This is a genomic window from Marinomonas flavescens (assembly GCF_004352835.1).
GTDB lineage: Bacteria > Pseudomonadota > Gammaproteobacteria > Pseudomonadales > Marinomonadaceae > Marinomonas > Marinomonas flavescens.
On record NZ_SJSB01000001.1, the window covers coordinates 161,688 to 187,089 of the forward strand.

Here is a 25,402-nt window from a genome sequence, read left to right on the forward strand (position 1 = left end):
TTTTTGTTTTTATAAAAAACGCTAAAGGTAAACAAAAAAAGATAATGTCACTGTCTCTCTCATTTATTTACATTCAGTAGACTCCTTTTGGAGGCTATTCATTTAATAAAAATAAAAGGAATGAAAAATGAAAAAACTTATATCGATTGGATTGCTTGCGGCTATTTTTTCAGCTGGTCCTGTTATGGCGTCTGGTGAAAAAATTGGCTTATTGATGTCTGATTTACGCCTTGAACGTTGGCAAAAAGACCGCGACCTATTTACTCACGCCGCAGAAGCATTAGGGGCAAAAGTCTATACCCAATCTGCGAATGGAGATGCCACTACTCAGATTTCTCAAATTGAGAACATGATTTCTCGTGGAGTGGATGTCTTGGTTATCGTTCCGGAAAATGGTGAAGTATTAGGTAATGTGCTAACCGAAGCTAAAGACGCAGGCATCAAGGTATTAGCGTATGACCGCTTGATTAAGTTTGCAGACATTGATCTTTATGTGTCGTTCGATAATGTCCGTGTAGGTGAAATGCAAGCGGAAGCCTTATTAAAACGAGTCCCTAAAGGTAACTACTTTTTATTGGGCGGTGCACCAACAGACAACAATGCAAAGATGTTTCGAGAAGGACAAATGAAAGTTCTGAAACCAGCAATCGATCGTGGTGATATTAAGGTGGTTGGTGACCAGTGGGCAACGGGGTGGTCTGCCGAAGCCGCTCTCAATATGATGGAAAATGCCTTAACTGCTAATAATAATAAAATTGATGCTGTCGTAGCGTCTAATGACTCTACTGCCGGCGGGGCCATTCAGGCGCTTAATGCCCAAGGATTGGCCGGTAAAGTGGTTATTTCTGGCCAAGATGCCGATCTTGCTGCGATACGTCGTATTGTTGCAGGGACTCAAACCATGACGGTTTATAAACCTATCTCTAAGCTGGCAACAACCAGTGCTGAGCTTGCTGTGAAGTTAGCTCGTGGCGAAAAAATCACGACAAATGGCTCAGTCAATAACGGCAAAAAAGACGTACCAGCAGTATTACTAACACCCATTGCCGTTTCTAAAAACAATATAGACAGCACGGTTATCGCTGATGGCTTCCATTCTCATAAAGACGTTTATAACCCTTAAATTATTCATGATATAGCGCTCGTATGGGCGCTTTTGCTTTTCATAGAGGTGTATATATGAAGCAACCCCTATTAGATATGCGTGATATCGTGAAAAGTTTTTCCGGTGTGCGTGCGTTAAATGGCGTCAGCATAACGCTCCGTGATGGGGAGGTGTTGTCGCTTTGTGGTGAGAATGGTTCGGGCAAATCAACCTTGATGAAGGTGCTAAGTGGGGTTTGGCCATACGGCACTTATGAGGGAGAAATTTACTTCCAAGGAAAGCAAGTTAAGGCTAATGGTATTCGAGATACGGAAGCATTAGGTATTGTGATTATTCATCAGGAATTGGCGCTCGTTAAAGAGCTTTCTGTGATGGAGAATATTTTTTTGGGTAATGAATTAGGCTCTTTTGCCAGTCTTGATGATGAACGAATGCATCGTCGAACACAGGAGCTATTGGCACAAGTAAAGCTCAATATATCCCCAGATACCTTGATTCGAGAACTGGGTGTTGGGCAGCAGCAATTGGTAGAGATAGCGAAGGCACTAAATAAAGACGTTAAGCTGCTGATACTGGATGAGCCTACATCGTCTTTGACCAATAACGAGATTGAAATTTTACTTCGTATTGTAGAGGGGTTGAAGCAACAAGGTATTGCTTGTGTCTATATTTCTCATAAGTTAGACGAGGTACTTGCCTTATCTGATTGGGTAGCAGTGATTCGTGATGGAGACCACATAGCGACCAAAGCCGCTGTTGATCTGACTCAAAATGACATTATTAGCATGATGGTTGGTCGCCAATTAGATGAACTCTTTCCTAGAGAGCCGCACGATATTGGTGATGTGATTTTGCAAGTGAATCATGCCAGTGCGATTCAAGCTGGTGCTTCTCGCCCTCAAGTTGATGACGTGAGTTTTTCTCTACATAAAGGCGAAATTCTTGGTATTGCTGGTTTAATTGGCTCAGGTAGAACTGAATTAATGCAGTGCCTGTTTGGATGCTACGACGGTCAATATCAAGTCAGCATTGAGCTGGAAGGGCGCAGTCATTCGATTCGTTCGCAGCGCGCAGCATTAAAAGCAGGTATCGCCATGGTGCCAGAAGACCGTAAGCGTCATGGCATTGTCCCTATCATGGGAGTAGGGCGAAACATCACTTTATCTATTCTTGATAATTACAGTACGGGGTTGGGTGCGATTGATGAAGCCAAAGAATCTCATGACATCAATGATTCGATAGCTCGGCTAAAAGTCAAAACAGCAACCTCTGATTTAGCGATAAAGAACCTCAGTGGAGGGAATCAACAAAAAGCCATTATTGCGCGATGCCTGTTAACTAAACCAAAAATACTTATCTTAGATGAACCGACTCGAGGTATCGATGTGGGGGCTAAGTATGAAATCTACAAACTGATGTTTGCGCTTGTTAAGGAAGGTGTCTCTATCATTATGGTGTCATCAGAGCTTCCTGAAGTAATCGGTATTAGTGATCGAGTGTTAGTTATGCACGAAGGTCGGCTTAAAGGGGAGTTTGGCTATGAAGGGCTGACTCAGGAAAAAATTATGAATTGTGCCATTAAAGAAGCCGTACTTGCTTAGAGGAATATTCAACATGTTTAAAATAATAAAAACCAGTCAACTCCAACTTTTGGCGATGTTAACGGCGATGTTTCTTATCGTTGTGTTCTTTTCTTTTGCGACAGATGGCGCGTTTATTTCACCACGTAATGTCTCTAATTTATTTCGCCAAACGGCCATCGTTGGCGTATTAGCCATTGGTATGGTGTTTGTCATTATTAGCGCTGAAATTGATTTATCTGTTGGTTCTATGATGGGGCTATTAGGTGGTATTGCCGCTATTTTAGATGTTTGGTTTCACTTTCCTATTATGTTAACGATCTTGATTACCATAGGAGCTGGTTTGGTCCTTGGTTTGTTTAACGGCTGGTGGGTGGCTTATCAAAAAGTCCCTTCGTTTATAGTCACCTTAGCCGGGATGTTGGCTTTTCGTGGCATTTTAGTTGGACTAACGGATGGTGTTACGGTCGCACCAACGTCCAGTTCAATGGGGGTTATTGGTCAAAGTTACGTACCTTCTGGATGGGGCATTAGCATTGTTTTGTTGTTATGCCTCGGCTTGATAGCCAAGGTCTTTCGTCGTCACCAAGCTCAAAAAAAGCACGAAGTGGTCAATCAATCTCCTAAGTTTGAATATCTGAAAGCCTTTATATCCGTGGTCGTTTTATTGGTTTTATTAGCGTTATTGGAAGGATATCGAGGTATTCCTACTCCTATCTTAATCATGGGTGTGTTGATTCTGATCGCGACTTACGTAGCTAAGCGAACGGCTTTTGGGCGTCGGGTGTACGCCATTGGCGGAAATATTGAAGCCACAAGAATGTCAGGTGTCAACGTAGAGCTGAACAAAATGTTTGTGTTTGGTTTTAACGGCATGATGGTGGCGGTGGCCGCGTTGATTTTAACATCACGCTTGGGTGCTGGATCGCCAGCCGCCGGTAATATGGCAGAACTGGATGCCATTGCTGCTTGTGTTATTGGTGGTACCAGTTTGGCTGGGGGCGTAGGAACTGTGTTTGGTGCCATTATGGGGGCCTTGATCATGTCGAGTCTAGATAACGGTATGAGTATGTTAGATGTGCCGACGTTTTGGCAGCTGATTGTAAAAGGAGCCATTTTGCTATTGGCAGTCTGGCTGGATGTAAAAACAAAAAAATCCCAGTAATACGAGTATTCATCTCACGGGGAGCGTTGCATTCAGCGCGGACAGTCTAGGCTTAATAAAAAGGAAGTCGTATGTATTTAGGTATTGATCTCGGCACATCAGGTGTAAAAGTTATTCTAATGACCGAAGACGGAAAAGTGATGGCTAGCCAAACATCCCCTTTGTCTGTATCTAGGCCGTATCCACTTTGGTCTGAACAAGATCCTGAGAACTGGTGGCAAGCTACAGATAAAGCCATGCTTGCGCTTGGCGCCGAACACGATTTGCGCGACGTTAAGTCGATTGGTTTATCTGGACAAATGCATGGAGCGACCTTATTAGATGCTAAAAACCGCGTCTTAAGGCCTGCTATATTGTGGAATGATGGACGTTCATTTGAGGCTTGCCAGCAATTACAAAGACAGTGTCCTGAAGTACAGGCAATAACTGGAAATTTGGTGATGCCTGGTTTTACGGCACCGAAACTATTGTGGATAAAAGAGTACGAACCTGAGATATACAACCAAATTGCGAAGGTTTTATTACCTAAAGATTTTCTCAGGTTGCGTATGACAAATGAATTTGCAACCGATGTTTCGGATGCGTCAGGCACCCTATGGCTTGATATGGAGGAGCGGGCTTGGAGTGAGCGCATGTTACAGGCGACGGGGTTGACCACAGAGCAGATGCCGAAGGTCTACGAAGGCTGTGAAGTTAGCGGTGTTTTAAGTGCCGAGGTAGCACAGCGTTGGTCTATGCCTTGTGTTCCCGTGGCCGCAGGCGGCGGTGACAACGCGGCAGGTGCGGTTGGCATGGGGGTGATTCATAAAGAACAAACTATGTTGTCACTGGGTACCTCTGGGGTGATTTTTTCTGTCAGCGATGGTTTTACCGCAAACCCAGAAGTTGCGTTACACAGTTTTGGGCATGCGCTGCCCAATACTTGGCATACTATGTCGGTGATTTTAAGTGCCGCTAGTTGTGTGGATTGGGTGGTGCGACTGACCGGATTTAGTAGTGTAGCAGCCGCTTTTCAGGCAGTGGAAAATCAATATCAAAAAGGCAAGCGGATTAGTCATTATAGTAGCGTGCAATTCTTACCTTATCTGAGTGGTGAAAGAACGCCCCATAATGATCCTAATGCAAAAGGTGTCTTTTATGGTTTGTCTCACGATACTCAATCAGTCGATTTAGTTTCAGCGGTATTAGAGGGTGTTTCATTTGCCTTGTTGGATGGACTTGATGCGGTAAAATCGGTGCAACAGATTAGCAGCAGTATTGATGTAATCGGCGGCGGTGCTCGCAGTGAATACTGGTTGCAATTGTTAGCCAATATATTTGGGGTGACGATGGATTATCGAGAGGGTGGTGAAGTGGGTCCCTCATTGGGTGCCGCACGTCTTGCTGCTATCGCAGTGAACTCTCAAACTCGGTTAGAAGAAATCTGTTTTAAACCCAAGATAATCACTCGATTTGAACCAAATTTCAATGACGCTGATTATTATCAAGAGAAGCGTCAGCAATTTCAGTCCTTGTATGAACGCGTACAAGGTTTGTAATTATGTCCATGGGGCGTGATGGTATTAGGTCATTGCCTAAACGCCCAATCATTAGTTAATGATCATTTCTATTTTACGAATTTTCACAGATATCTTTCTTTTTTTTCGATCTCGCATAATCTCAATAAAATACAAGTGTATGATAAATATCTATCACGGCTATCAATAATAATAAGAGATGAATGTGTATGTTTGAAAAACGCTATCGGCTTAATCTCGTCTTTAATGCTAATAAAATTTACGACCGTCAGGTAGTAGAAGGAATTGGTGAGTATTTACAAGCCGCTCAATGTGATTGGGATGTATATTTTGAAGATGATTTCCGCTCTCGAGTTGACGGTTTAACACACTGGAAAGGCGACGGTATCATTGCTGACTTTGATAACCCAGATGTGGAAGCTTTACTCAAGGATTCCACCATTCCTACCGTAGCAGTTGGTGGTTCATACCAACAAAAAAAAGACTATCCCCGTTTACCGTATGTCGCGACCGATAATGCGGCATTAGTTAAGCTTGCCTATGATCATCTCAAACAAAAAGGCTTCACTGAATTTGCTTTCTACGGTGTTCCAAGTACACGTTACAGTCGTTGGGCGATTGAAAGAGAGCGCGCTTTTATTGAGCAAGTTAGCTCAGATGGATATTACCCCAATGTAAACCTTGGTTTATGTACCAGCGCTGAATTATGGGAAACGGCTCAGAACAATTTAGAAAATTGGTTAGATAACCTACCCAAACCGATTGGGATTGTGGCAGTAACCGATTCGCGAGCAAGGCACTTATTACAAGCGTGCGATCACCTCAATATCATGGTGCCTGAAGAGGTTGCGATTATTGGAATTGATAATGAAAGTATGGCGCGTTATCTCAATCGAACAGCACTTTCATCAGTAGAGCAGGGTAGTAAAGCGATGGGCTATGCAGCGGCTAAAATGCTGCATCGTATGTTGCTTGGGTATGCGGTGGATGAATCACTAGTGGTGGTGGATCCCGTTGGTGTGACGGCTAGACAATCTTCTGATTATCGGGCGTTGAATGATCCGTACGTGATTCAAGCCATGCATTTTATTCGCCATAACGCATGCCGTGGAGTGAAGGTTGCTCAAGTGGTGGATTATGTGGGCTTGTCACGCACTAACTTAGAAACACGATTTGTGGAAGAGATTGGCTGCTCTATGCACGAACAACTTCATATGACAAAATTTTATCGGGCTTGTGAATTAGTCACCTCAACCGATTTACCATTTGATGAAATATCAAGAACCTGCGGCTACCCATCAGTCCAGTATATGTATACCGTTATGCGTAAGAATCTTGGTATGACTCCTAGGGAATATCGTATATCGTCTCGTTTAGGCAAATCTAGTATAGACGGCATTAGTCAGTCATAAGAATTTTTTTAAGAGTGAATACTTTATAATTTTGTTAGCCTCCTTGGATTGCTTCTGGTTCGGTTTTAAATGGACCTACTGGAGAGTCACTGACTGCTACACCAATTTGGAAAAGGCCGTTATAGTTTTTTACTGGAAAATAGAGTCACTATGATTTTCAATATATAAATCATAGTGACTTCTTTAAGTTTAAAGACAGAATGATGGTTACTTATTTAGAAAGTATTTCGTTGTTTTAATTAACGATAAATATACCCATTAACCATGTTTTCTAATAGCTCTTGTCGTCCAGAGACGGGTTGTGGGTTGATGTCGTTGTTGGCGGCATATTGTGCCAAGTCTTGTAATGAGTGTTTTCCAGTTAAGATATCTTGTCCAAGAGGTTGATTCCATTGAGCATAACGTTGCTCAATCAGCATAGCTAGTTGGTCGTCTTCAATCATTTTTACCGCACGTTCTAATGATAATGCAAGTGTGTCCATGGCACCGATGTGGGCATGGAACATGTCTTCAAGATCGGTAGATTGACGACGAAGTTTGGTGTCAAACATATAGCCACCTGTTTTAAAACCACCTGATTTTAGAATCTCGTAAGTGACTAACGTGTATTCTTCGACGCTGCTTGGGAACTGGTCCGTATCCCAGCCTAATTGGGCATCGCCTTGGTTGGCGTCAACAGAGCCTAAAATACCTAATGAACAAGCTGTGGCGATTTCATGATGAAAGCTATGACCTGCTAAGGTCGCGTGATTAGCCTCGATATTGACTTTGATTTCATTCTCTAAGCCAAACTCTTTTAAGAAACCATAGACCGTAGCGGTGTCATAGTCGTATTGGTGTTTAGTAGGTTCGGCTGGTTTAGGTTCAATTAAGAGAGTGCCTTCGAAACCTATTTTGTATTTATGTTCGACTACCATTTGCATGAAACGACCAAGTTGTGCACGTTCACGTTTTAGGTCCGTATTAAGCAGAGTTTCATAACCTTCACGACCGCCCCAGAGCACATAGTTTTCACCTTTTAGTCTCTTGGTTGCATTCATTGCGTGAAATACTTGTGTTGCAGCGTAAGCGAAGACTTCTGGGTTAGGGTTTGATGCTGCGCCAGACATATAACGAGCATTGGAAAAAGCGTTTGCAGTGCCCCACAGTAGTTTCATCCCTGTCTCTTCTTGCTTTGCTTCTAATACATCGACCATTTCAGAGAAGTTACGGATGTACTCTTTTATGGTGTTGCCTTCGGGGCTAACGTCAACGTCATGAAAACTATAATAAGAGATGCCAAGCTTAGTGAAGAACTCAAAAGCAGCGTCCGTTTTCATTTTTGCAGCTGCCATTTCATCCATAGGTCGGTGCCATACTCGGTCAAAGGTATTACCACCAAAAACGTCACTACCCTGCCAGCAGAAGTTGTGCCAGTAGCAGGCAGCCATACGTAGATGTTCGGCCATGGTTTTACCCATGAGCACTTTATTGGCATCGTAATGTTTAAAAGCAAAAGGATTAGTAGAGTGACTGCCTTCATACTTTACGAATGGAACATTTTTAAAAAACTGGTTCATAGTTAACTCCTAACATCTTATTGTTTTAATGATGTCCTTATCTTTGATGTTTTTAGTTACACCAGCAATTACGAAATTTCTTCGTTCAGTTATTGATTTTCCATATAGAGATAAAGTGAAGAGTATTTTTAGGTGGATTCTGAAAGCGGTACTTATGAAAAAAAACAGCGCGGTCCTGATGGATAGCGCTGTTGATAAAGTCAATGAGACTGATTTTTAGCGTTTTCTTAATAGTGGGGAGACGATTAGCTCACCATTTTATGAGGGTCGATGACAAATTTCTTCGCGGCACCACCATCGAAATCGGCATAGCCTTGGGGTGCTTGATCTAATGAGATCATTTGCACGTTAACCGCTTTGGCTATCTCAATTTTATCGAACAAGATCGCTTGCATTAATTGGCGATGGTATTTCATCACAGGGCATTGGCCTGTATGAAGGGAGTGAGATTTTGCCCAACCAAGACCAAAGCGCATGCTGAGGCTACCTTGCTGTGCGGCGAGGTCACTGGCGCCAGGATCTTCGGTGACGTAGAGACCAGGAATACCAATTTGCCCGCCTGCACGTGTGATTTGCATTGCAGAGTTGAGTACCACAGCAGGAGATTCTTGGTGGTGATTACAGCCGCAAGCATGGGCTTCAAAACCGACACAATCAACAAATGAATCGACTTCGCGATCACCTATAATGGCTTCAATTTTGTCTTGCATGTCGCCTTCTTCTTTCAAGTCGATGGTTTCACAGCCGAAAGAGCGAGCTTGATTTAGCCTGTCTTCTACCATATCGCCGACGATAATACAGGCGGCACCCAGTAATTTTGCAGAAGCGGCGGCGGCTAAACCAACCGGACCTGCCCCCGCAATATACACAGTTGATCCTGGTCCAACGCCGGCGGTAATGCAGCCATGGAAACCGGTCGGAAGAATATCGGATAGCAGCGTCAGATCTTGGATTTTCTCGCGGGCTTGATCCGCATCAGGGAATTTTAATAAGTTGAAATCTGCGTAGGGCACCATGACGTAATCGGCTTGTCCACCGACCCAGCCACCCATGTCCACATAGCCGTAAGCAGCGCCGGGGCGGGCAGGGTTAACATTTAAGCAAATACCAGTATTGCCTTCCTTGCATTGTCGACAGCGACCACAGGCAATATTAAAAGGTACAGAGACAAGATCTCCAACATGGATAAACTCAACATCTCGGCCACACTCAATGACTTCGCCGGTGATTTCATGACCTAGCACTAAGCCATTGGGCGCGGTTGTTCGGCCACGAACCATATGTTGGTCACTACCACAAATGTTGGTCGTAACCACTTTAAGAATAACGCCGTGATCACAGCGGCGTTTACCGATAGAGAGTTCTGGAAAGGGGATGGCTTCTACTTTGACGGTACCGTTGCCTTGATAGACAACACCACGGTTTGCATGGTTATTCATATCGACATCCTGTGCTTGTTTTTATTAAGGATTGTATGCGTATGCATCATCGACAGAATAGGCTTCTCAAGCGGATTGACATTGACCAAAAGCGACATTGGCGGTACTAATTTAACCGATTTTACTTGTCGATTCCCATAGGGATTTGTGTCCAATCAATGTCCTGAATGCCTTTGCTGCAGTCTTTTAGTCTTGTTTCTTGTCGTGAGGTTAAGGCCGCTAAATTTTCCTCTTTAAACCAAGCCGTTATGTAGCTGCATTGATCCTTACTGGTGAAGTCCGCGTATTGCCATGCTTCTGTTGTGCCATTAAAAGAGCGTCTATTAGGTGGTCCCATGATTTTAGAGACTTCAGCTTTGCCCATGCCGACGTGCAGTGTGAGTGCTTTTTGATTGATTAAGCTACAGCTTGTTATTAGCGTGGCTAGTATAAAGGTAAGGATCAATCGCATGTGGTCTCCAGAGTGAGAGGGGAAGTAAGAAATCATGCCATAACATTGTAGTGTTATCGCGCTTGGCTGGGCTTCCCAGACAATGATACATCATAGAGAATGTTGATAATTGTAACCAGATGGTTTACCTGTGTTTTACGCATAATAACTCGGCTATAGTTAGAAAACTGAAAATGATTTACAAAATTTCTATCTGGTGACAATGAAGAGGGTGCAGGATGACGTGGAAGTTCTCAGGTTCGATTCATAACCGCTGGGCACTTGTAACTTTGTTGTGTGGATTATGCATTACTATTTTTGTCACGATTCAGGTAAATACAAACAATCAGTTACGCATTAATAAAGCGGTCCAATTAGCCTCTGATCAGACAATTAAAACGGTTAAAGAGCGCATCTCACTCTATCAATATGGTCTTCGTGGCGCTCGTGGCGCGATTTTAACGGCAGGAGAAGATAACCTTTCACGGCGTATTTTTATGCGCTATAGCTTGAGCCGTAATATCGATGATGAATTTCCTGGAGCACGAGGCTTTGGTTTTATTCGTCTTGTTAAACAAACTGATATTAAAAAATTCGTGAATGACGCACGACAAGACGGTTGGTTACATTTTTCCATAAAAGAGTTGGCGCCCCATTCTGGAGATCGTTACGTTATTCAATATATTGAACCACTGGCTCGAAACTTACAGGCTATTGGTTTGGATATTGCGTCAGAAAAAAATCGTAGAATAGCCGCTAAAAATGCACTGGAAACAGGTAAGGTTCAGTTAACTGGCCCCATTACCTTGGTTCAGGCATCGGGTAGTCCGCTTCAATCCTTTTTAATTTTAATGCCTATCTATGACAGTGGTGCTGTGCCAGATACATTGGAAAAACGTAAAGCAAGAGCCTATGGCTGGAGTTATGCTCCATTATTAATGCAAGATGTAATGGTGAATTTAGGGCTAGACAATACTCGTGTTCATGTTGATTTGTATGATGTGACTGACCCGAGTGATCGTGAGCGATTCTTTGATAGCCATGCCAACTTCTCTAGTCACACTCATGGGCACACTCATGGGCTATATGTACACACAAAAAGCTTCGCTATTTACGGCCGTATTTGGGAAAGTCATTTCTCCATTTACCCCGCTTTTATTCAAGATCTTGGCCTACCATCGTCTCGAAATGTCTTTATTATTGGGGTGCTTATTAGTTTTCTTAGTGCCACTTTATTGGGGGTTATTCGTGTTAGCAGACGACATCACCAAGAAGTTATTGCTCAACAAGCAAAAATGGCGGCGATTGTAGAAGGTTCATCTGACGGCATTATAGGAACAACCTTAGACGGCATCATCACGAGCTGGAACAAGGGGGCAGAGAAAATATTTGGTTATAGAAGAAGAGATGTTCTTGGTGATTCTTTTTATCGTTTATTAGTGCCGGATGAGCTTTACGATCATGAAAAACAACTTTTTGAGCGGATTAAACGCGGTGAAGAGTTAGGGCATTTTGACACGATTAGGAAAAATAAAGCGGGTGAAGAGATTCCTGTTTCTGTGTCTATTTCTCCTATTTATTCGGCTAATGGCTCTGTCATAGGCACGTCTAAATCGGTACGCGATATCTCATTGCAAAAAGCGGCTGAAGCCAAAATCCACGAACTTAATTCGACACTTGAAAACCAAGTGAAAGAGCGAACTGAAGCGCTTCAAACATTAAACCTTGTGTTAAACGACGTACTTAATGCTTCTTCTGAAATTGCCATTATCGCCACCGATATTCATGGCACGATAACTTTGTTTAACTCTGGTGCTCAGCGAATGCTGAAGTATTCTGATAAAGAGGTGATTGGCCTATTGACGCAATTAGCCTTTCATTTACCGGAGGAAGTTGATGAGGTTAGAAAAGTGCTGTCTGCTCAATCTGGCATCGCTATAAAACCAGGCTTATCCACACTGTTCTATCCTGCATTGCATAATGAGTCAGATAGCCGAGAGTGGACGTATATCGATAAGCAAGGTCATTATCTCGATGTGTCTGTCGTGATGACCCCCATGCATGATAACAGCGGGGAGATTATTGGCTTTTTAAATATGGCCATTGATATCACAGAGCAAAAGAAATCCAATGCTGAAATTATTTCGGTGCGAGATCAATTATTGATGGCGGCCAATGTGGCTCAACTGGGTATTTGGATATGGCATGTTCAGACAGATGAGCTGGACTGGAATGACATGATGTTTCAAATATATCAGAAGCCCATTACCTTGAGAGAAAAGGGCTTAATGTACCAACATTGGGTGGAGTGCCTTCACCCTGACGATAAAGTCGCTTTTGACGTTGCACTGCAAGAGGCGCTTAACAATGGCGGAGAATTTGATCAAATGTTCCGTATTGTGTTGCCTAATAATAATGTTCGCTATATTCAAGCTAGAGCTTATGTCGAGCAAGACAGACAAGGTCGTGCTGTAAGCCTAACTGGTATTAATCGAGACATCACTCAAGAACATGAACTAGAAACCTGGTTAAGACGAGCAAAAGAACACGCTGAAGCTGCCAGCGTAGCAAAATCAGAATTTTTGGCGAATATGAGCCATGAGATTCGTACGCCAATGAATGCGGTGTTGGGGATGTTAGCGTTAGTGCAGCGTACTTCTCTGAATATTAAACAAGAAGATTACATCGTCAAAGCTCATACCGCCGCAACATCCTTGCTGGGTTTGATAAATGATATTTTGGATTATTCAAAAGTAGACGTTGGCAAGCTTGAAATCGAGCATGCCCCTTTTGAAATAGCACAAGTAATTTCTGAGCTAGACGTATTGTTATCAGGTCTTGTAAAAGGGGATAAAGTAACGCTGCATTATGACGTTGATCCTGATATTCCCGCTTTGTTGATCGGTGATCATTTACGTCTGTTACAAGTGCTGACTAATTTGTCGAGTAATGCGTTGAAGTTCACGATGGAAGGGCAAGTAGACATCGCGATTACGCAAATATCACGCAGTGCCCACGCTGTCTATTTGCAGTTTAGTGTGAAAGATACTGGAATTGGCATAGATATAAGCCAAAGAGAGCATATTTTTGAGGTGTTTTCTCAGGCCGAGTCATCGACTGCTCGTCGTTTTGGTGGCTCTGGTTTAGGGCTTGTTATTTCTCGTCGTTTGGTTCGATTGATGGGAGGCGACCTAATAGTAGACAGTGAATTGGGAGAAGGTAGCCGTTTCTATTTTGCATTAGAGCTGTCTATAGCAGATCAAAATGAAATACGTATTAACGCAGAGCATCTTGCTGAAAAAGCCTCACAGGTTGCTTTGAGAAAATTACAAAACTTAAATCTGCTGGTGGTTGAAGATAATGCCTTTAATCGACAAGTTGCAGAAGAACTGTTGCAGGCTGAAGGCGCTACAGTCACCTTGGCAGAAGGTGGTCAAGAGGGTGTTGTCGCCGTATTAGAAGCAGAACCTTCTGCCTTTGATTTGGTGTTAATGGACATGCAAATGCCCAATGTAGATGGTTTAGAAGCCACGCGACGGATACGACAAGATCATCGTTTTTCTCGCTTGCCGATTATTGCGATGACGGCAAACGTTTCCAAAGCAGACCAACAAGCTTGTTTGCAAGCTGGAATGAACGATCACATTAGTAAGCCACTGGATATCGATGTGATGGTTAGTACGATTTGTCGGCATGTAGGGCGCTCGCAGACAGACTTTTTAGAACTTAGCGCTCAAGATGAAGAGACAATGCCGAACATGAATCAAGCTGAGCGGGTGGAGGGATATGCGTCTATAATGGCTCGTTTTGCTGATAATCTAGACCTTTATAAAAGTCTAACGAACAGTTTTCTGCAAGAATCTGAAGGGCTAATAAGCGCCCTTGAACAAGGCATTAATAATAACGATAAAAAGTCAGTGCAAGAAAGCTTACACACCTTAAAAGGTTCGACTGGCACCATGGGGTTGAGTGCATTATCGGAGCAAATTTCTGGTGTTGAAACGCAATTGAAGCAAACAGAAGAGGTGAGAGGCGTGTTGGTAAATATCGACGTTCGCTTTTATCGTGAGCAGCTCAAAATGGACTTTGAGTATATTTTGCGAGATTTGGATAACCATGCTTAAACTGTTTTTTTAAACAGCGTACTAAAGCTAAGCGACGTACCAAGCGAACTGGTATTTGATATTTTAAAATAGTGTTAAAAGCACCTTTAATGTCGATGAAAGTGCTTAGTATCGGTTTACGCTAGATTTTTTTTGACAATCTGAACAACATTTTTTAAGGCTAATACGCTGAAACTTCCAAGCATGATGGCCAAGGCGCCTAGATGTAGTGCCTCATCTAAAATAAGATTTTCCATATTTTTCTCCTAAAGGTGTTGTAGTGCAAGTGTCGTACACTAAACCATGTGAATGGATTTTAATACACATTGCTTACACTATTTGCATCAATAAGGATTAGTTTACTTTGATATATGTGAAAAAATTATTAGCGAAATGGCGGGGCTTTAAGTATTTCGGGTAAGTGCAGAATGAGATAATCTAAAAAAACTCGTGTAGCAGGGTTCATACCTTTTCTTTTAGAAAAGACAGCATGAATAATTTGAGCCTTGGTGGTCCATTCTGGTAGAACTTGTATTAAATCCCCTTTTTCTATGCTGATTGTTGCCAGTGGGCTAGGGACCAAACCTAAGCCAATTCCTTGTAAAGCAGACTCTAATTGAATCCAACGGTTAAGGCAGAATAACCTTGGGTGATGTTTTACAATACAGCTACTGCCTTCTGGACTAAATAATTCCCACTTATGCTCACCATCTATACGTTCTAACTCGTCACTGAGTGTCGGTAACCGTGATAATTGGCTTGGGTGGGTCGGCATACCGTACTGCTCAATAAAGCTCGGGCTAGCCACTAGAATCATTTTGCTCGCGGCCAGCGGTCTTGCAACAAGGCCCGGTTCGCTATCAAGGGATTTCTTAGAACGAAGGGCAATGTCAATGCGCTCTTCGATGACTTGAACATTCCGATCTGTCGCATCTAAAGACACGGAGATTTTTGGGTATTGCCTCATGAAATCAGGCAGCAGTAATGACAAGTGGTGTTGAGCTAATACCGTAGGACAACTCACGCGTACTATGCCTGACGGCACGGACCTTAGGAGGGCAACCGAATCGTAAGCAGACTGACCTTCTGCGACCATATTGATCGCGCCTTCATAGAGTTGGCGCCCAGCTTCGGTAAGAGAGAATTGGCGACTGTTGCGCTGAATTAATTGCACCCCCACTTTTTCTTCGAGCTGAGCCACACGCCGACTTAACAGTGATTTAGTGATTCCAGAAGTTCGCTCGGCCGCTGTAAAACCGCCGTTTTCTGCGGTTAGGTAAAAATAGTAGATGTCATTAAAATCCATGTTCTTACCGATGTACGTTATGAGTGATGAGGGGAATTAATTGAGTCGCTTTTGAATAAACATAACAACAAAACCAATAATGCCAACAAAGAAGAGCAAAGTGAAATAATCAATGCCAGCCAATAAGATAGATTGCTGTTTGACTAATCCTTGAATCCAACCAAGAGCCATCTTATTTGCTGAAACACTACTCACATGTTGCGCATACTGAGTAGCGACTTGAGCTAATGCTTTTTGATAAATCGGATTACTGTTTGTGATATGAGTATTGAGCTCATTATAGTGCACCGTAGTACGCCATTGTAAGGCAATACTAGAGAGGGCTATCCCCATGGATTGGGCTATTTGAGAGACCATGTTTTTAAATTGTTGAGCATGCGAAAACGCAGTATCGTCATGTTCCAGTTCGCTAAAGGATTTAGCGGCGGCGGTACCTTGGAGAAATACACTAAAAAAGCCATACACTATGATGGCAGGAAGGATATAGGTTTGCATATCGGTGCTAGGGCTTAAGCGAGACATTAAGAAACCATACAGACCAATACAAAAAAAGCCCAGCATGAAAAATTTCTTACCATCTGGCCGCTTAGGAAATATTTTCATATGAATCCATAAGCCAAGGATCATAGAAGTAAGCCCTAAAGCGTACCAATTGCCGATTGTCCCCCAGCCAAAGCCAAGACCTTTTTGTAATATTTGTGGCAAAAAATAGCTGTTGGATCCCATTATTAAATAACAGGTAAAAAATACTAATATACCGGTACGATATCGTTTGCTGCCAAAAATCTGCTTGATTGAAAGCAGAGGTGTTTTATGGTGATTTTTGACCATGCTACGAAGAAAGTAATAAAAACTAGTTAGTCCCAATAGCAATATCACGCTAATTAAAATGGAATTACTATAAAAATCATAAGTTCCAGAACGTAGAGCATAGAGGGTTAAAAAAGACCCTGTTGCTAATGCCATTAGAACGTAGGGATGTGATTGAGAGCGTATTTCATCTTTTGATGGAATGCCCGGCAAGCAAAATGCCGCCGTGATAGCCACTAAAACACAGAAAATCATTAGAATAATAAAGATGTCATTCCACGACGCATTGATGAAGAGTTGAGCGGCTAAAAAGGGCGCTAATGAGATGCTGATGGTTAAGCCATACGCATAGGTTTTTATGCCCTTAAAGCGTATAGGACCTACTGGTAATAGCGTAATAAGAATTCGAGCGCCGGCCATAAACGCAGCACCACCAAACCCCATTACCACGTGACCAATTAAAAATTGACTAAAATTACGGCTTAGATAGCAAATGAAGCAGCCAATAAAAAATATGAGCAGAGAGGAATGTATGTAATTTCGCCACCCCATACGTTCAACTAGCCAGCGTTGTTTCGAGATGGTTACTACCGCTACCGCCGCATAAGCGGCAGTAGACAAGCTGTATTCTTGTGGTGAAACGCCAAGCTCTCCCATTAACGGAGAGGCAGCAAAAGCGATCATTCCAACGTTTAAGAAATTAACCAACATCAATAGGAAAATCGTCGCCAGCATTAACCATTCATGAGACGGCGCAGGCACGTACTTGTGTTGAGCGAGACGTTTTATCATAGCTTAGTTGTTGTCTTTGATGATCTTCTGAATGATGGTATTTACTTCGGTATCGTTATGGTCAAAAACATCAGTACGCCATGGTTGAGCATCGCCAGAAAGTGCGCTCAGAGTAGGCTCACCAGCATTATGGGTATTAACGTTTACCGTCATGGAAAGGCCAGGACGCAATGGATGTTGTGCCAGTTCTTTCTCATTAAGCACTATCCTGACAGGAACACGTTGTACTACCTTGATCCAGTTCCCCGTCGCATTAGACGCAGGAAGTAGTGAAAACGCACTGCCGGTTCCAGCTTCGATGCCTTTCACTTTACCGTGATAGACAACACTTGAGCCATATACATCAGATTTGAGTGTAACGTCTTGTCCTGCTCGGATATCGCCAATTTGGGTTTCTTTAAAGTTGGCCGTTACCCAAACCCCTTTTAATGGAACAACGGACATTAATGTACTGCCAGCGCTAACATGTTGACCAACTTGAATGCTACGTTGAGCAATATAACCATCAACGGGTGATAGGATTTCGGTTCTGTGCAGTGTTAACCAAGCGGTTCTCAGAGCAGATTCCGCTTTCAAAACATTAGGATGGGTTAGCACAGTGGTATTATCGACTTGAGTTTTACCTGCTTCATATGCCTTTAATGCAACTTGGTAAGATGCCTCAGCACTGATGAGGGTACTTTTATAGTGGCTAAGGTCCTCAGTAGAAATAAGGTTATCTTTGCGTAATTGAATGCGTCGATTGTAATCTCTTTGTGCTTTGTCTAACGCAATTTTAGCCACATCGGTATTGGCTTTTTCTTCATCTAGTGTCGCAAATTCATTACGAACAGCACGGATAGTACTAGCTAAATTGGCTTGGGATTCTTGCAGCGCTAATTGAGCGTCTAGCGGATTGATTTTGACTAAAACATCTGATTGATGAACCAAGTGGGTATTGTCTGCCATAATGTCGGTGACGGTACCCGAGACCTGAGACATAACGCTAACAATGTTACCTGCAACATAGGCATCTTCAGTGGTTTCATGAAATTGTCCGACTTTAGACCACCAAATATAAAAGCTTGCACAAGCAATAATGGCGACAAATACGATGGCTATCAGGGTGTATTTCTTTTTAATACTGTGTTTTTCAGTGTCAGTCATGTGTTCTTTTTGCTCGCGAATATCAATCTTAGGGAGGCATTAACGCGGCAAGAGTAAAAGGATTATCAGGGAAGGGCAATCTTAAAAAATGAGATGTAGAGTCTCATTTTTAGGATGATTTTTATTTCTGTTTATTCCTTATTTCTTACAAAAAAATACCGTTAAAACAATCATTTTCAATGATAAATGGTCATAAATGACAAAAATTAAGAATAAGAATAAATAGAGAATGTGTTGTTTATGAAACGATGTAGTGTTCCATTTGCAATGGAGTACTGGGGTTTTAGTCATCTACATCATGACTGAGATGGTAGCTTAGTAAGTTTTCAATCATTCTTTTCAAGTCGCTAAGGGTTCGTTTGGCTCTAGTCTCATTTTGATTAACGACCACTAAGAAAGTACTGTGTGTTATTTCTAGATAAAGACGAGCAATTCGTTCTCTTTCACGAATATGACGCCGAATACCAATACGTTTAAAAACCTCAGCCATTTGGCGAATGACCAAATCATCGTGTTTTTTATCAAGCTCTCGAAGTTCTTTAACCGAAAACATTGCCTGTACAAGCGTTAGGATCGCTTTTTGTTTTTTGTAGGTTTTAAGGTGAATAGCTAGGATGTTGTCAATTAAGTCTTCAAACTCGAATTCTTCTAATGGCCAGCTTAGTACTTCGGTGAAAACTACATCAATGCTTTCTAGCCAACGTGTACCCATTGCATATAAAATTGCATATTTATTTGGAAAATAATGATAAAGAGAACCAATAGAAATACCCACTTCTTTTGCAATAATAGTAGTGTTGAGATCGTCTAGACCAACTCTTTCAAGCAACTCACCAGTAACATCAATGATCTGTTTTGAGCGACGAATAGAGCGGCTTTGTACCAGTTCACTGCGAGGTGCAAGATTTTGTTTTGGTGCATCTTCTTGTTTAATTTTATTTATTTTTGACATTCTTAAACCCTTATTTAGGCGGGGTATTTATTATTGGTGGATTGTAACGTAGGTTGTTAGGATAAACGATCCCGTAGCGAGTAGTACAACATGCCAGCCACGAGCCCTGGCCAGCGTAATAGTGTTCCACCAGGGAAGTTTGCGGTAGGAACTTTAGAAAATATATCAAAGCGCTCGGCCGTTCCACCTACGGCTTCGGCCATTAATTTTCCAGCGATAGTAGCAAGGGCAACACCATGACCTGAATATCCTTGCGCCACGAAGACATTTTTTTCCTGATGAGCGAGGTAAGGCATACGGTTTAGGGTAATCGCAAGTGTCCCCCCCCAGCTAAAGTCTATCTGGGTTTTTTTAAGTTCAGGGTATATGCCAACCATGTGTTTTTGTACAAATGCGCCAATATCTTTTGGAAAGCGTGAACTGTAATTCTCACCTCCGCCCCATAACATTCGTTTATCAGCAGATAAGCGAAAATAATTAATCACAAATTTAGAGTCAGCAACGGCTACATCGTGCGGATTGATTCGGCTATACACTTCTTCTGGTAAGGGTTCTGTCGCAATAATGAAATTGTTTATTGGCATTATTTTCTTAGCGGCATCAGAATTTAGGTTACCTAGATAACCGTTACACGCAAATAGTAAGTATTTGGCTTTTACTATTCCTTTAGCTGTTCGTACGCTGGGATTTTCACCTGTTTTATAGCTTAGAACATTGGTTCGTTCATAAATATTAGCGCCTTTGTTTTTAGCTGCTTTTGCTAAGCCTAATGCATAATTAAGTGGGTGGAGGTGCCCGCCATCTTGATAAAATTCACCACCATGAAAATGTGTTGTTCCAAGTTTTTCGGCTACTGTTTGAGCGTCATAAAAACTCACGTGATCATAGCCAAGTACGTTGTTTTTATATTCAACCGTCTCTTTAATACTATTGACATGAGAGGGTTTTGAGGCAACATGAAGAACACCAGGTTTCAAATCACATTCTATATTATGTTCTTTAATCAAAGACTTGACTAAGTCGACTGATTCAATCGATAGATTCCAAAGCATATCGGCAGCCTCTTTGCCGACTTTATTTTTCAGCTCGGAATGATCCATGTTAAGACCTTGGCAAATTTGTCCGCCATTTCGACCTGAAGCGCCAGATCCAATGATATGGGCTTCTAGAAGGGTAACGCTAAAGCCTTTTTCAGACAGATGAAGAGCAGCGGATAAGCCTGTATAGCCTCCTCCAATGATGCAGACATCTGTTTCTTTATCACCTCCTAATGATGGAAAAGTAAGAGTTTGGTTTACACTGCTTGTGTAATATGACGCTTCAAAGCCGTGATTTTTCATAGCATGTCCTTGATGGTTGTAAAATATTCTCTAAACAAAATATTTTCTGTAAATCTAATAAAAACCGAATAATAATTCAATTTAAATTGCCATAATTATAACTATTTAAACTTTTTATTAATTATATGTTGATTTTTATGTGATCATTTAATAGGGTTTAAACCGAGTGATGATTCGGTTTTTTGTGTATTTATCAAACAGATCAATGAAGGGGGGGCTCCGGCGATCTTTCAGATATCTCTAATACTAGAATGAGAGGGTTGAGTAGGAATTTTTTATAAGTAATTTTACGATTTAATTTTATAAAAGGTGATGTATGGGTGTCCTAGAAGATTTTTTGAAAGCGAATTCGATTATAGAAATTGAATCTATACTACCGGATATGACAGGTAATGCGCGTGGTAAGTTTTACCCTAAACGTAAGTTTTTGTCTGAACAAGAAGGGCGTTTACCTGAAACAGTTCTTGTGCAAAGTGTCACAGGGGATTGGGCTCATAATCATTATGATATTGTTGATGCCCGCGACCGAGATATGATTCTTATTCCTGATACCAACACCTTACGTATTGTTCCATGGACTGATGAGCCTACCGCTCAAGTAATTAATGACTGCTACGATACAGATGGTAATCCACATCCTTTGGCAAGTCGTACAATTTTACGTCATGTATTGTCATTATTTGAGAAGGAAGGATTACGACCTGTTGTTGCGCCAGAAATGGAATTTTATTTAATCCAAAAGAATAATGATCCAGATTACGAATTGAAGCCTGCAGCGGGTCGTTCTGGTCGACGTGAAACAGCGCGTCGTTCATATAGTATTGATGCCGCGAACGAATTTAATCCAGTGATTGATACCTTATATGCCTATTGTGAAGCGCAAAATTTAGATGTGGATACTTTGATCCACGAATCTGGTGCGGCACAAATGGAAATAAACTTTCTACATGGCGATCCACTGAATTTGGCCGATCAGGTATTTATTTTTAAACGAACTCTACGTGAAACTGCTATTAAGCATGATATTCACGCTACCTTTATGGCAAAGCCGATGCAGAACGAGCCTGGCAGTGCCATGCATATTCACCAAAGTATTATCGACGTTAAAACGGGTAAAAATATTTTTGATGATAATGGCAAATATAGTGAAGCCTTCTATCACTATTTAGGTGGACTACAAAAATATACGCCAAGCGCGATTAGTTTTTTTGCACCAAATGTTAATTCTTATCGTCGCTTTGCTCCGGAAATGGCAGCTCCGGTTAATATGAAATGGGGCGTAGATGATCGTACTGCGGGTCTTCGTATACCAATTTCAGCACCGGAAGCTTTTCGTATTGAAAACCGTTTTCCAGGCTCTGATTGTAACCCTTACCTTGCCATTGCAACCAGTTTAGCGTGTGGTTACTTGGGCATCAAAGAGAAGCTGCGTCCTACTGAACCTTCAGGTGAGGAGGCGGCAATTGAGATAGAGGAGATTGAGTTGGCACGAACTTTGGAGGAAGCTCTACGTTTATTAGAAGGTTGCCCAGAAATTTGTGAAATTATGGGGCAAAAATTTGTTGACGCTTACATCGGTGTGAAACGTACTGAGTTTGAAACCTTCAATAAAGTCATCAGTTCTTGGGAGCGTGAGCATTTGCTATTAAATGTATAATGGCTGTACTAACGATGTACCATTTTAGGTATTAAAAGAAGTTACAGAAAAACCGAGAGATAAAATACGAATAAATCAATCACCACTACGTGAGGTACACAGGTATGAAAAACACTTTATCCCAGTCGTTTAAACGTATGATACCCCCAATTGCATTGATGGTCGCCGTTGCAACCCCAGTGTCGGCTTTTGCACAGGAAGAGCTTAGGTTTTATAATTGGTCTGATTATATAGGCGAGCATACGATTGAGAATTTCGAGAAGCAAACTGGTATCAATGTGGTGGCGGATGTGTTTGATAGCAACGAAATGCTTGAGGCCAAATTGTTAGCAGGTAGCTCAGGCTATGATGTAGTTGTTCCAACAGCGACCTTTATGGGGCGCCAAATACAAGCGGGCGTATTTCAGAAGTTAGATAAATCAAAACTACCTAATTTGAAAAACATAGATCCTGAATTACTTGCTTACTTACAAAATGCCGATCCGGGGAATCAATATGGTGTGCCTTATCTATGGGGCACGACCGGTATTGGTTACAACAAGAAAAAAGTAGAAGAAGTTCTCGGAAAAGACGCGCCTGTAAACAGCTGGGATTTAGTCTTTAAACCTGAGAATATGAAGAAGCTGCAAAAATGTGGTGTGATGTTCTTAGATTCTCCGGATGAGCTTTACCCCCTTGCTTTGAACTATCTTGGAAAAAATCCAAACAGTCGGAATCCTAAGGATTACGCATTGGATAGTGCAGGCGTGAAATTACTAGATTCTGTTCGTCCCTATGTAAGTCAATTTAATTCCTCTGCTTATATCAGCGCGTTAGCAAATGGTGATATTTGTGTCGCGATTGGTTGGTCTGGTGATGTTATCCAAGCACAGGATCGTGCAGAAGAAGCGGGTAATGGAGTAGATATTGGTTACAGTATTCCAAAAGAAGGCACACAAATCTGGTTTGATATGCTGGGTATTCCAAAAGATGCTAAGAATGTTGGTAACGCATTAAAATTTATCAATTACCTAATGGACCCTAAAGTTATTGCTGACGTAACGAATTATGTTGCGTATGCGAACCCAAATCTAAAAGCAACGGCACTACAGAATCAAGACATCTCAAACAATCCAAGTATTTATCCTTCTGCCGAAGTTAAGAAGCGTCTTTTTACTCAAGAATTACGAGGGCCTAAAATTGATCGCTTAATGACGCGTCTGTGGATGAACGTAAAAACAGGCAATTAATAGTCAATTTAGAGATATGCGAAAGCTCAGCAATATTGTTGGGCTTTTTTGTATTTACAGTACAAAGTAGGCGATATAACACATACTAGATAGAGCAAAGAAACAGAATTATGATGCTTTACTATGGATAATGACTATTTTATTAGGGGTTACCTTATCAATATGGCAGAATAGCGGCCTACGCTATGAGCCTTCTATTAAACAAGCGAATAGTGGGCGACATACTGCCAAGCAGCTTGGTATAAATCAGACCGTTGTAATCGAAAGCTAGCATCACTACCCCCTCATTGTTATAACGGCGATATTTTTATTTAAAGTACGTTTCTATTGAATGTGCCTGCGTTTTAATCGGAGTATTTGCCGCACATGATTCGGCCTCTATTAGTCCTTAGATTACTGACAATGCCTTGTTTATGGATGGGATTGGTGCAGTTGGTGTTTGGTGAATTGTCTTTTATGTTATTTAAAGACAATGTCGCGAGCAACTTCGCAACCCCAGCCTCGATCACATTGGGCGTTTCTCTTGTTATTCTTATTGGTTTTAAAAAATACCCTTTGCCTTCCGTTTCCTCTCGTGAAGCCATGCTGTTTGCCAGCTTAACGTGGCTGGCGGTGGGTGTGCTCGGTGCGATTCCAATCATTACGATTACACATATCTCTTTTACGGATGGTGTTTTTGAGTCCATCAGTGCCTTAACGACGACGGGAGCCACGGTATTATCCGGTCTTGATGCAATGCCGCACACTTTTCTAATGTATCGTCAGTTTTTACAGTGGATGGGTGGCTTGGGTGTGGTGATTTTCGTTGTTGCTATTTTACCCATGTTAAACATTGGAGGAATGCGGCTTCTAAAAGCCGAAACCCCAGGGCCTATTAAAGATGAAAAGCTGTCCCCCCGAGTAGCAAGCACAACGCATTACTTATGGTTAGTATATCTCACCATTACTGCGCTTTGTGCCGTGTGTTATTACCTCGCAGGAATGTCGGTTTTTGATGCCATTGGTCACAGTTTTTCGACGGTATCTACGGGAGGTTTCTCGACCCATGATGCCAGCATGGGCTATTTTCACAGCACCTTATTACTTTGGATTTGTAATGTTTTTATGTTGCTGGGAGCGACCAACTTCGCGCTGCATTACCGTGTCTATTTAGCAAAAAATATAAAGTTGTATTGGTGTGACGAAGAGATGCGAGGCTTTTTGTTAATCGTTTTTGTTATTGCGTCTCTACTGGCTTTTTACCTTTATCAACAAGGCTCAGTAAAAACGATCGGTGGCGCTTTTACTGAATCCTTTTTCCATATTATCTCGTTCATTACCAGCACTGGATTTGCGGCAACAGACTTAAGTACTTGGCCAGCGGTAACAACTATTATATTAATCTTTGTTGGTTATATTGGCGGCTGTGCAGGTTCGACGGCAGGTGGTAATAAAGTGATACGTAACATTATTTCACTGAAGTCTGTTAGCTTAGAAATAAAGCGTCTTGTTCACCCAAGCGGCGTGTTCGCGATGAAATTTCAAGGTCGCACTATCAATGCCGACGTACGTCAGTCTGTTATGGGGTTTATGTGTCTTGCCGCCCTGACGACGATTGTTTTTACGATATTATTGATGGCAACGGGTCTGAGTTTCACAGCAGCACTGAGTGCGACAGCGGCTTGTTTGAATGTATTGGGGCCAGGTTTTGCAGAATTAGGCAGTAGCTTTGCGCCACTTAGTGATACTGGTACTTGGTTAATGAGTTTCGCGATGATTTTAGGGCGTTTAGAGTATTTCACCGTATTAGTGCTATTTTTTCCAATACTGTGGCGTCATTAAACCGTACTGGCTGATTATGTAAAGACCGATGGGCAATCA

At 42.0% G+C, this 25,402-nt stretch carries 17 protein-coding genes; 9 read left to right on the forward strand and 8 right to left on the reverse strand.

Annotation, left to right across the window (positions count from 1 at the left end; translation table 11 throughout):
• Positions 1-127 precede the first annotated feature (127 nt).
• The 5 genes from xylF to E0D70_RS00765 all read left to right on the forward strand — a co-directional run bounded on the left by xylF (position 128) and on the right by E0D70_RS00765 (position 6,779).
• On the forward strand, positions 128-1,123 hold the full coding sequence (gene xylF / locus E0D70_RS00745; RefSeq protein WP_133010350.1) for a D-xylose ABC transporter substrate-binding protein: 996 nt from the start codon (positions 128-130) through the stop codon (positions 1,121-1,123).
• Positions 1,124-1,179: 56 nt separating this feature from the next.
• On the forward strand, positions 1,180-2,706 hold the full coding sequence (locus E0D70_RS00750; RefSeq protein ID WP_133010351.1) for a xylose ABC transporter ATP-binding protein: 1,527 nt from the start codon (positions 1,180-1,182) through the stop codon (positions 2,704-2,706).
• 13 nt (positions 2,707-2,719) lie between these two features.
• Entirely contained in the window at positions 2,720-3,850 is a 1,131-nt protein-coding gene (locus E0D70_RS00755; RefSeq protein ID WP_133010352.1) for a sugar ABC transporter permease, read from the forward strand.
• Positions 3,851-3,921: 71 nt separating this feature from the next.
• Positions 3,922-5,388: a xylulokinase gene (xylB, locus tag E0D70_RS00760; RefSeq protein WP_133010353.1), complete on the forward strand. Its 1,467-nt coding sequence runs from the start codon at positions 3,922-3,924 to the stop codon at positions 5,386-5,388.
• Between the two features lie 188 nt (positions 5,389-5,576).
• Positions 5,577-6,779 carry a XylR family transcriptional regulator gene (locus E0D70_RS00765; protein WP_133010354.1) on the forward strand — a complete coding sequence of 401 codons (1,203 nt, stop codon included), beginning with the start codon at positions 5,577-5,579 and terminating at the stop codon, positions 6,777-6,779.
• 239 nt (positions 6,780-7,018) lie between these two features.
• On the opposite strand, the gene xylA is transcribed toward E0D70_RS00765, so the two are convergent.
• The 3 genes from xylA to E0D70_RS00785 form a co-directional block, all read right to left on the reverse strand.
• Positions 7,019-8,338 carry a xylose isomerase gene (xylA, locus tag E0D70_RS00775; RefSeq protein ID WP_133010355.1) on the reverse strand — a complete coding sequence of 440 codons (1,320 nt, stop codon included), beginning with the start codon at positions 8,336-8,338 and terminating at the stop codon, positions 7,019-7,021.
• A 245-nt stretch (positions 8,339-8,583) separates the two neighbouring features.
• On the reverse strand, positions 8,584-9,777 hold the full coding sequence (gene fdhA / locus E0D70_RS00780) for a formaldehyde dehydrogenase, glutathione-independent (RefSeq protein WP_133010356.1): 1,194 nt from the start codon (positions 9,775-9,777) through the stop codon (positions 8,584-8,586).
• Positions 9,778-9,898: 121 nt separating this feature from the next.
• Entirely contained in the window at positions 9,899-10,228 is a 330-nt protein-coding gene (locus E0D70_RS00785) for a hypothetical protein (protein ID WP_133010357.1), read from the reverse strand.
• A gap of 218 nt (positions 10,229-10,446) precedes the next feature.
• On the opposite strand from E0D70_RS00785, the gene E0D70_RS00790 reads away from it, so the two are divergent.
• Positions 10,447-14,331 carry a CHASE domain-containing protein gene (locus tag E0D70_RS00790; protein ID WP_133010358.1) on the forward strand — a complete coding sequence of 1,295 codons (3,885 nt, stop codon included), beginning with the start codon at positions 10,447-10,449 and terminating at the stop codon, positions 14,329-14,331.
• 364 nt (positions 14,332-14,695) lie between these two features.
• Here E0D70_RS00790 and E0D70_RS00795 read toward each other — a convergent pair whose 3' ends face one another.
• The 5 genes from E0D70_RS00795 to E0D70_RS00815 all read right to left on the reverse strand — a co-directional run bounded on the left by E0D70_RS00795 (position 14,696) and on the right by E0D70_RS00815 (position 20,656).
• Positions 14,696-15,616: a LysR substrate-binding domain-containing protein gene (locus E0D70_RS00795; protein WP_133010359.1), complete on the reverse strand. Its 921-nt coding sequence runs from the start codon at positions 15,614-15,616 to the stop codon at positions 14,696-14,698.
• Positions 15,617-15,652: 36 nt separating this feature from the next.
• On the reverse strand, positions 15,653-17,218 hold the full coding sequence (locus E0D70_RS00800) for an MFS transporter (protein WP_133010360.1): 1,566 nt from the start codon (positions 17,216-17,218) through the stop codon (positions 15,653-15,655).
• 3 nt (positions 17,219-17,221) lie between these two features.
• A complete protein-coding gene (locus tag E0D70_RS00805) occupies positions 17,222-18,364 on the reverse strand; it encodes an HlyD/EmrA/EmrK family protein (RefSeq protein ID WP_133010361.1) in 1,143 nt (380 codons plus the stop codon).
• Positions 18,365-18,647: 283 nt separating this feature from the next.
• A complete protein-coding gene (locus tag E0D70_RS00810) occupies positions 18,648-19,316 on the reverse strand; it encodes a TetR/AcrR family transcriptional regulator (RefSeq protein ID WP_133010362.1) in 669 nt (222 codons plus the stop codon).
• A gap of 56 nt (positions 19,317-19,372) precedes the next feature.
• Positions 19,373-20,656 carry an NAD(P)/FAD-dependent oxidoreductase gene (locus E0D70_RS00815; RefSeq protein ID WP_133010363.1) on the reverse strand — a complete coding sequence of 428 codons (1,284 nt, stop codon included), beginning with the start codon at positions 20,654-20,656 and terminating at the stop codon, positions 19,373-19,375.
• A gap of 316 nt (positions 20,657-20,972) precedes the next feature.
• Between E0D70_RS00815 and E0D70_RS00820 the strand changes: the two genes are divergently transcribed.
• From E0D70_RS00820 to E0D70_RS00830, 3 genes are all read left to right on the forward strand, one after another.
• Entirely contained in the window at positions 20,973-22,313 is a 1,341-nt protein-coding gene (locus E0D70_RS00820; protein WP_133010364.1) for a glutamine synthetase family protein, read from the forward strand.
• 104 nt (positions 22,314-22,417) lie between these two features.
• On the forward strand, positions 22,418-23,542 hold the full coding sequence (locus E0D70_RS00825; protein WP_133010365.1) for a polyamine ABC transporter substrate-binding protein: 1,125 nt from the start codon (positions 22,418-22,420) through the stop codon (positions 23,540-23,542).
• 366 nt (positions 23,543-23,908) lie between these two features.
• A complete protein-coding gene (locus E0D70_RS00830; RefSeq protein WP_133010366.1) occupies positions 23,909-25,363 on the forward strand; it encodes a TrkH family potassium uptake protein in 1,455 nt (484 codons plus the stop codon).
• Positions 25,364-25,402: the final 39 nt, after the last annotated feature.